The 8416-nt window shown below is 33.6% G+C and carries 8 protein-coding genes; 1 reads left to right on the forward strand and 7 read right to left on the reverse strand.

The window, feature by feature from the left end:
* Positions 1-17: 17 nt before the first annotated feature.
* The gene (gene lgt, locus CEY12_RS22125; protein WP_228409849.1) at positions 18-884 is read right to left on the reverse strand and encodes a prolipoprotein diacylglyceryl transferase; all 867 of its coding nucleotides are present in this window, start codon (positions 882-884) and stop codon (positions 18-20) included.
* A gap of 430 nt (positions 885-1314) precedes the next feature.
* Positions 1315-1533, reverse strand: coding sequence for a membrane protein insertion efficiency factor YidD (gene yidD, locus CEY12_RS22130; RefSeq protein ID WP_089029978.1), 219 nt, complete (start codon positions 1531-1533; stop codon positions 1315-1317).
* Positions 1534-1658: 125 nt separating this feature from the next.
* On the opposite strand from yidD, the gene CEY12_RS22135 reads away from it, so the two are divergent.
* A complete protein-coding gene (locus CEY12_RS22135) occupies positions 1659-2936 on the forward strand; it encodes a replication-associated recombination protein A (RefSeq protein ID WP_089029722.1) in 1278 nt (425 codons plus the stop codon).
* Between the two features lie 48 nt (positions 2937-2984).
* On the opposite strand, the gene CEY12_RS22140 is transcribed toward CEY12_RS22135, so the two are convergent.
* The 5 genes from CEY12_RS22140 to CEY12_RS22160 form a co-directional block, all read right to left on the reverse strand.
* Positions 2985-3422: a hypothetical protein gene (locus tag CEY12_RS22140; RefSeq protein ID WP_089029723.1), complete on the reverse strand. Its 438-nt coding sequence runs from the start codon at positions 3420-3422 to the stop codon at positions 2985-2987.
* A gap of 110 nt (positions 3423-3532) precedes the next feature.
* Positions 3533-5767 (reverse strand): DUF2339 domain-containing protein, encoded by a 2235-nt coding sequence (locus CEY12_RS22145; RefSeq protein ID WP_228409753.1) that lies wholly within the window; start codon positions 5765-5767, stop codon positions 3533-3535.
* Between the two features lie 114 nt (positions 5768-5881).
* Entirely contained in the window at positions 5882-6589 is a 708-nt protein-coding gene (locus CEY12_RS22150; RefSeq protein WP_089029724.1) for a hypothetical protein, read from the reverse strand.
* 343 nt (positions 6590-6932) lie between these two features.
* Positions 6933-7781 carry a prephenate dehydratase gene (gene pheA, locus CEY12_RS22155; protein WP_089029725.1) on the reverse strand — a complete coding sequence of 283 codons (849 nt, stop codon included), beginning with the start codon at positions 7779-7781 and terminating at the stop codon, positions 6933-6935.
* An 85-nt stretch (positions 7782-7866) separates the two neighbouring features.
* On the reverse strand, positions 7867-8280 hold the full coding sequence (locus CEY12_RS22160; protein ID WP_089029726.1) for an acyl-CoA thioesterase: 414 nt from the start codon (positions 8278-8280) through the stop codon (positions 7867-7869).
* Positions 8281-8416 lie beyond the last annotated feature (136 nt).

Raw genomic sequence — 8416 nt, forward strand, 5'->3', positions numbered from 1 at the left:
CTTAAAAGAGTTGGTTCCTATTCTGGTTTGGCATTTTGCTCAGGGGTGATTCTGAACTTTTTAGAAATCAACATAATAATTACTCCGGCAATCATAAAAGGGATAGAAAGTACCTGACCTGTATTTAAATTCCCAATCTGTATAAACTCATCTCCCTGTGGCTCCTTTAAGAACTCTACAAAGAATCTTACTGCCCAAAGAATGATGAAGAATAATCCGAATAACCATCCTTGCTGATATTTCTTATCCGTCTTTTTGTAAAGAACCCATAAAAGGATAAACAGACACACATAGCCAAATGCTTCGAACAGTTGAGTAGGATAACGCGGTACCGTAATACCATATTCGCTGCTTTGCTGTGGGAAAAGTAAAGCAAAAGGTGAATTGGGATCAACAGGTTTTCCTACAATCTCTGAGTTGAAAAAATTACCCATTCTTACAAAAGCACCTCCTAATGCAACGACAATTCCGATTCTGTCATAAACCCAAAATGGATTTTTCTTAATGATTTTAAATGAATAATAAAGCGTAGTGAAGATCAGTGCGATAGTAGCACCGTGACTTGCCAATCCTGAAAACCCTGTGAATTTCAATCCGTTTTTTGTGCTGATGGGTAAAAATACACTCCAGAAATCCTCTTTGAACAATTCTGGCTGATAGAAAATAACGTGTCCCAATCTTGCACCAAGAATAGTTCCAATTAAAGTCCATGTAAAGAGAGGTTCTAGATATTTAATGTTTACATTATCAATTTTAAAGATCCTTGCCATTATAATATAACCCAGTCCAAATGCGAAAATGAACATAAGGCTATAAAAATGAAGAGTAACAGGGCCCAGCTTAATTCCGTTTGAAGGATCCCATATTTTAAAAGGAGTTTCCAATTCAACCTTATCAGAAGCTGCAATCGGTTTGTCTGATTTTACAGCATATTTAAAAGTTTCAATGTTTTCTTTAGTAGCGTCAGTTTCAATTAATTTGAAGTTCTTGTCGAAAAATTGATACTTGGCGCTTTTATATTTGCTCAAAATAATAGAGCCGGATTCATAAGCTGGTTCAAAGTTGGATTTATTCAGAATAACCAAAACATTATTGTTTATTGGCCTGTCAACAAAAGAATCCAGATTTACTATTTCAGTTGTTGAATAGATTTTTACTGGAATTTCTGTAGAATTCACTTTTAAAGTTCCGTCCGAAAGACCACCTGGATATTCCTGTGCAAAAAGACATTGGCCTATGAACGCAAATACCACGAGGTACATTCTGAAAAAGATATTACTCATTTCTATTTTTTTGATAGTTTATATTGAATTTTTATTTCTTTGGGGGAACAGGGTCATATCCACTTCCTCCCCAGGGATGGCATTTCAAAATTCTTTTTATACCCAACCAAAATCCTTTAAAAATACCATGAACCTGCAATGATTCTACCATATAATGAGAACATGTAGGTTCGTAACGGCAGTTTTTAGGAAGTAAGGGCGAGATAAACCATTGGTAAAATTTAATTAAAATTACCAAAGGAAAAGTAATGATTTTATTGATTGTTAATTTCAAAACAATGCAAAAATAGGGTAAAAAAATGAAAATTAGTTTAAATTTGTTATAAGTTTCGGGAGGGTAAAACTGAAACAATCAAACAAAAATCTTAAAGTATCTTGAATCAAAATATTCCGTTAGCTGAGAAATTGAGACCTAAAACTTTAGATGAAGTCCTTGGGCAGGAACATCTTACAGGTGAGAAAGGGACAATAAGAAAAATGATCGAGAATGATACATTGAATTCTCTTATTTTATGGGGGCCACCAGGGACGGGAAAGACAACGTTAGCCGAAATTATCTCTGAAAAATCGGGAAGGAAGTTTTATAAACTTTCGGCAGTTTCGTCCGGTGTAAAAGATGTCCGTGATGTAATCGATGAAGCTAAAAAGCAGAATTTGTTTTCCGGAAAATCACCTATTTTATTTATTGATGAAATTCACCGGTTTAACAAATCACAACAGGACTCGTTACTCCATGCTGTAGAAAAAGGGTGGATCGTTTTAATTGGTGCTACTACAGAAAACCCCAGCTTCGAGGTAGTTTCTGCTTTGCTTTCAAGAAGTCAGGTTTATATCCTGAAAGCTTTGACTTACGAAAAGTTGGAAGAACTTGTTGATATTGCTTTAAAGCAATATAATAAGGAAGAGGGTGTGGATTTAAAAATAACTGAGAAAGGAGCATTTATTCAATATTCCGGGGGTGATGGCAGAAAGCTTATCAACTCTGTAGAACTTGTTCTCAATCAGTATAAGAATTCAGAAACAAAGGAGATTTCTAATGAAGATGTTCTCGATGTTTTGCAGGAAACGATGGCGCTGTATGATAAAAATGGAGAACAACATTATGATATTATTTCTGCTTTCATCAAATCTATGCGTGGAGGTGATCCAAATGGAGCGGTATATTGGCTAGCAAGAATGATTGCAGGGGGAGAGGATATCAAATTTATTGCAAGAAGGATGCTCATTCTGGCGGCCGAAGATATTGGGTTGGCGAATCCGAATGCCTTAGTCATTGCCAATAATTGCTTCCAGGCAGTAAATGTAATCGGTAACCCGGAATCAAGGATTATCTTAAGCGAAACAGCTGTATATCTTGCCGTTTCTCCGAAGAGCAATTCAACCTACATGGCTATCAATAACGCATTGGCTTTGGTAAAGCAGACGGGAAACCTTCCTGTGCCTCTACACCTTAGAAATGCTCCTACTAAATTAATGAAGGATCTTAACTATGGCAAAGACTATAAATATGCTCATTCTTATGAAGGTAATTTTGTAGATCAGGATTTCCTGCCGGAAGAAATTAAACATACAAAATTATATGAGCCGGGAGATAATGCAACCGAAAAAAAGATCTACGATGAACTAAAGAAGAAGTGGAACAATAAATATTAAAAAAAAGGATACTCGTTCGAGTATCCTTTTATATTATATCGGTAAATATTATTTCTGAGTAGTCGTAATGAATAATGATTTCTTACCATTGTAATCCTTTACTTCAGTCTTCGCTAAAATATCCGCGTAGATGGGAGTGTCAGTATTAGTGAATTCATAGCCTTCAATAATTACCGGGGTTTCTTTTGGCAGATCGTTTTGTGTATTAAGCTGTGCTAATGTTATCCTATCCAGATTTTCATAACCTTTCTTAATTTTAAACTCAGTAATTCCATTTTCCGCAATGTAACTGAATTTTTTAAGGTTCTGCGGTAAGGTAGCGGGAGTTTTATACACATGCATACTTTGGATGAAATCAGGCTTGTCTTTGAACATATTTACAGTTCCTACGATATCGTTAGCGACAGCAAATTTAGCAGCAGGGTTCTTCTGGCCAAACAAAAAGGCGGAAGATAATAACAAAAAAGAATAAAGTATTTTTTTCATAATCTATAGAATAAGTAACTATTAAAAACTTGCTAAATATAAGTATTTTTTATAAAATTAAAATGGAAATTTGATCTAAATTGTAAATTTTGTATTGATAACGCATTTCGCTAAGATTCTAAATTTTGGTTTCCATTGCTGTCATCTTTTTTATCAACCAGATTTTTGATCATGTTTTTGAATCTCTGGAACATAAAAGAACTTAATAATAAAATAACTCCTAACAGAATAAAAGCAATGATCCTGGAGATATTGTCCATTTGCCAAACATCATAGGCATAAAGCTTGAGGATTGTAATTCCGATGAGTGTAAATCCAATTTTGTTAAATTCTGGGTTGTCGTTCTTTAAACCGGTATAAATGAAAATGCTGGAAAGGATGGCCCAAATAATTGGTAGATATAAAATGCTGAAATGTTTTTGCAACGGGTAAAGTGTAGAAATGGTTGCGGTTCCCAGGATATAAAAATGATACATCTCACAGCTTACTATAACAACCAAGATAAATGCGGATATCCAATAGAATACCCGTGTTTTTGATAAATGCAGTGTCGGTCTGAGTTTCCGGTAAATATAAATGATAGGAATTACGTATAGTAAATAAATGGCGTAGGTGGTAATTGTTATCTTTTTTAATAAAATAGAAGTAATAAGCTCTGATGCACAAAATGAAACATGAATTATCGTAAGAAAAAAGAATATATAGATCAACCCAATTTCGGTGTATCTGTTCATCTCCAGTTTTTTATTTAGCAATAGTAAAATGAAGATATAATACAAACTAAGCAATAATCCCAAACAGAGAATAATAGCAAAGGGTTTTTCTGAAACCTGATATATCAGTTCAAATAACAAAGCAAAATAAATAGTTGCATAGCTTATAATTTTAAAGGCATTTTCAAAGAAGCTGTTTTTCGTGAAATTACTTCCAGGCAACCTTTTAAGTAACATTAAATTAAAGAATAACGTCACAATTGTTATGACACTCGTTAAAAAAACGGGATTCAAAATAGCAGTAAGCTGTTTTGAATCGAAATACTGTGTCCACGTAATAATTTGTGCAATTAAGACCAAAGGGAAAAGAATGTAAAAGAATGTTTTGAAAATACTGATAGTAGTTTTTTTCCAGATGAAAAGAAGTAGGGTAGCTTCAATGGCCCACACACTGGTAATTAAATGTGTTTTAAATTGTAAAACCACAGCAATTGTCACCAGACTTATTGTAAGTCCTGCAAAAACAGAATATGCACTTCCAAAACTTTTATTTCTGTATTCTTTGAAAAGTAATCCACCATTAACCAATGCAAAAACAACGGGAAAAATAATGACAGGTTCATAGCCAAGCGTATTGAATATATAAACTAAACTCAATGTACTGAAGAAATTAACAAGAACCAGTAATATGGTATCGAAAGAAGAGAGGATGTTCTTCTTGCTATAATTCAATAATGCAAAAGCATAGAAAATGACATAATTTATAAGGTAAAAATATATACTTTGTATTTCTGGTTTTTCCATAATCCAGTATAAAAGATATAAGTGGGTGAAAAAAAATGCGATTCCACCAACGCTTTTCCATTGTTTTAGGAATGTAATGATCAGCATTCCTATATTAAGGACAGATATGTAGGTAAACAAAAATAAATAATTACTCTGTCCTGTGCTTATCATCAGGGGAGCTAAAAATCCACCAAATAATGAAAAGATAATGAGGATTTCACTTTTATAAAGATAAGAAAGGATTATAGATAGCAGAGTGATGCAGCATGTAATGATAAAAGCGGTATTTTGGGTGAACAGATGGTATTCCCGAAATGCTATTGTAGTGGTAAAGTATAGGATCGCAATTCCTCCTCCCAAGATGATAGAGGAAAAAACAGTATAATTTTTCCGTAAAAAATGACCTATTATAATTATTATAGAACCGATAGACAGGCCTATTGCTGCTCTTGCTGTTTCATTGATCCAATTTTTATCGATAGCATATTTTACAAAATAACCGATCCCAAGGACTAGTGTGAAAATTCCTATAACGGCTAAGATGTTTTGTTTGAGAAAAGTAAATATAGGGCTCAGCCAATCTTTCTGAGGGTTTGTCGGAATTTCCTCTTGGATAACGGGATTAATTTCGGGCGATGACTGTGTTCTTTGTTGGGTTTCAAATGAAGGAATTTCCTGAGTGAGGATTCCGGGTTCTTCTTTTGTCTCGCCAGTAGTAATATGCTTAGGCGTATTTTCCTGTAGATCTGAAATTTTACTTTCAAGCCCCTTTATCTTATTATTTAAGTTGTTGTAAATAATTACAACTAATATAATTAATATAATAACCAGGAAATTTGCCATCATAGTTTTACTTGTTTAATCAAATATAAATAAATGTTTGGAATGACGGGTTATAAACAATTAATCCATCATATAGACATATGATGGATTAACGGTGTATAGTGATTAAATTAAATCTTATTCAGATACCTTATAAATATAGAATGAAGCTACACTTGATCCTAATAATCCAACGTCAAGAACTGAAGATCCTACAAGTCCAAATGAAATCTTGTCTCCGGCTTGTAAAGAATATAATGAGTTCAAGCTAGATTCTGAAATCGTTAAACTAAGTAGAATTAAGTTAGCGCCACTAAAAGCACGGCTGTCAATTGTAGTCGCTACCCCTGCTCTTGTTCTTACAATTCCTACCCCTGGAGAGTTTGCTAATATGGATGCCTGTAATCCAGTACCATAACGGAATGTAAATCCTATCGCATATACCCCAGTGCTTGGTATTGTATAAGTATTGTCTGTGTCCGAAAATAATGCAGCACTTCCTAAAGTTCTTTCAGCATTAAGGAAATTTACAGCTCTAAATCCAGATGGAAATAATCCTAAGCTTAATAAACTGATTCCAGCTGTTTTCTTAGCTGCGAAAATAGTCGGGTTCGTTGTAGCACCACTTGCTAATAGTGCCGGATTTGCTTGCTCAACTTCAGCTGTTGCTGTGTTATACATCAAGACATTATATCCAGTTGTAGTTGCGGTTGTAGGAACTGTTCTAACTTTCACGTCCCCGTTTACGTCTAATGTTGCTGCTGGTGTAGTCGTGTTGATTCCTACCTGTGAGAATGCCTGAGCTGCTATCAAAGATAGAACCAGAGTGGAAATTTTAGTTTTCATGTTATAAAAGTTTAAATTGTTATGGTACTAGTTAGTTTTGTAAAAATAAGCAAAAATCATGCCCGTGCGTTATATATTATTTAAATTTAATCTATGGTTTGTTAAAATATTTTAACAATTTACGAATTATATTTAATATAACACTACGTATTTTTACTATGAGTAAATATACTTAAAATTATTTTTGGAATAAAGGTAAATAAAAAAAAATTAATAAATCCCTTTTTGTTGAATAATTTTTCGTTAATAATAAAAATAAAGCTGTCGTATTAACCAACAGCTTTTCGTAAAATAATGGCATTTATGCATCATAATACCATTATTTTATGTTTTTTTTAAACCTCTAACTTTCCAGTAAAAATTCTTTATAGTTACCCAGGAAATCTACACTTGCGTGGATGGATTCTAATTCTTGTATTGCATTTTCGTGTAAGATAGGATGCCATTCTCCGGCTACATTAATATAGAAAAAATAATTCCCAAGCCCGGTCTTTAAAGTTCGTGATTCTATTTTGCTAAGATTCATTTTTCTCCAGGCAAATACGGATAATACTTGATGTAACCCCCCGGCATGATCTTCGGGAAGGGTGATTAATAAGCCTGATTTCTCTCCTAAAACTTCAAGGTTTTCATTTGTGTAAAGATTATGCTCTTTAGAAATAACGATAAATCGGGTATGGTTTTGTTCAAAATCCTGAATATTTCTATTGGTTATTTTTAGTCCATAAAGATTGGCTGCAAATTGGTTGGCAACAGCGGCAATCTTTTGATCAGGATTTTCTGATACGTATTTTGCAGCAGCAGCAGTTGATGAAAAATCTTGTCTTTGAATGTTTTTGTAATGAGTATCCAAAGAATGGAAGCTTTGAGCTAGAGCCTGAGGATGTGAATAAATTTTTTCAAGTTCTTCAATTCTGTTGCTAGGGTGGATCATTAAATGGTGAGCAATAGGCATTACTGCCTCTGCCTCTATCTTTATTGATGGTGTTTTATATAAATAATCCAGTGTCATAGATACCGTACCTTCAATTGAATTTTCCAAAGGGACAACAGCTTTATCAACCTCTCCTTTTTCTACCGCTTCAAAACAGTCTAAAATATTAGCCTGTGGCAAAAGATCTTCGTTTGGAAAAAGTTGTGTGGTTGCCAGCTGTGTGAAACTGGCGTGCGGACCTAGAAATGCAATCTTCATATCTCAATTAATTAAAAAAGTTTAGCAAAGGAAAGGAATTGTTTATTTTAAAAAAAATCCTTTTTGTATTTATATCTGTTAGATCTTATGGAGTAGTCCAGTTTTCTTCAATAAGTTGGAGAAGTTGATCCGGACATTTAATGATTTTACCGGTTTTTGAATCTAAGAAGAATAGGGTAGTGGAGGCTTCTGTAATTTTTAGACCTTCCTCATTATAAATTTCATATTCAAATTCTATTCTTACTCCGGGTATTTTTTTTATATAAGTGTGAATTTCTAATTTTTGATCGTACAAAGCTGGTTTTAAATACTTAATTTTATAATCAGAAACGGGTAACCAAATTCCCTGGTTTTCAATCTCATCATATGACATTCCTATGCTTCGAAATAGCTCTACTCTGCCAATTTCGAAATAGGCTGCATAGTTGCCGTAGTAGACATATTTCATGGGGTCTGTTTCTGCGTAACGTACTCGTATTGAGTGTATTGTGTGTATCATTTTGGGTCTCAAATTATACATACAAATATATTTTTAAATAATCAATACCTGCAATATTTTTTTTTGAAAATAAAAAATTAGACCTTTGTCTTCCTTCTAAACACAGTACTAACTTAACAACAATCGGGGCATAAAT

Source organism: Chryseobacterium sp. T16E-39 (assembly GCF_002216065.1).
Lineage (GTDB): Bacteria > Bacteroidota > Bacteroidia > Flavobacteriales > Weeksellaceae > Chryseobacterium.

Coding starts and splice junctions, on each gene's coding strand:
- CEY12_RS22140 (WP_089029723.1), bottom strand. CDS start 3,422: ATGAAAAAAATACTTTATTCTTTTTTGTTATTATCTTCCGCCTTTTTG.
- CEY12_RS22145 (WP_228409753.1), bottom strand. CDS start 5,767: ATGATGGCAAATTTCCTGGTTATTATATTAATTATATTAGTTGTAATT.
- CEY12_RS22150 (WP_089029724.1), bottom strand. CDS start 6,589: ATGAAAACTAAAATTTCCACTCTGGTTCTATCTTTGATAGCAGCTCAG.
- pheA (WP_089029725.1), bottom strand. CDS start 7,781: ATGAAGATTGCATTTCTAGGTCCGCACGCCAGTTTCACACAGCTGGCA.
- CEY12_RS22160 (WP_089029726.1), bottom strand. CDS start 8,280: ATGATACACACAATACACTCAATACGAGTACGTTACGCAGAAACAGAC.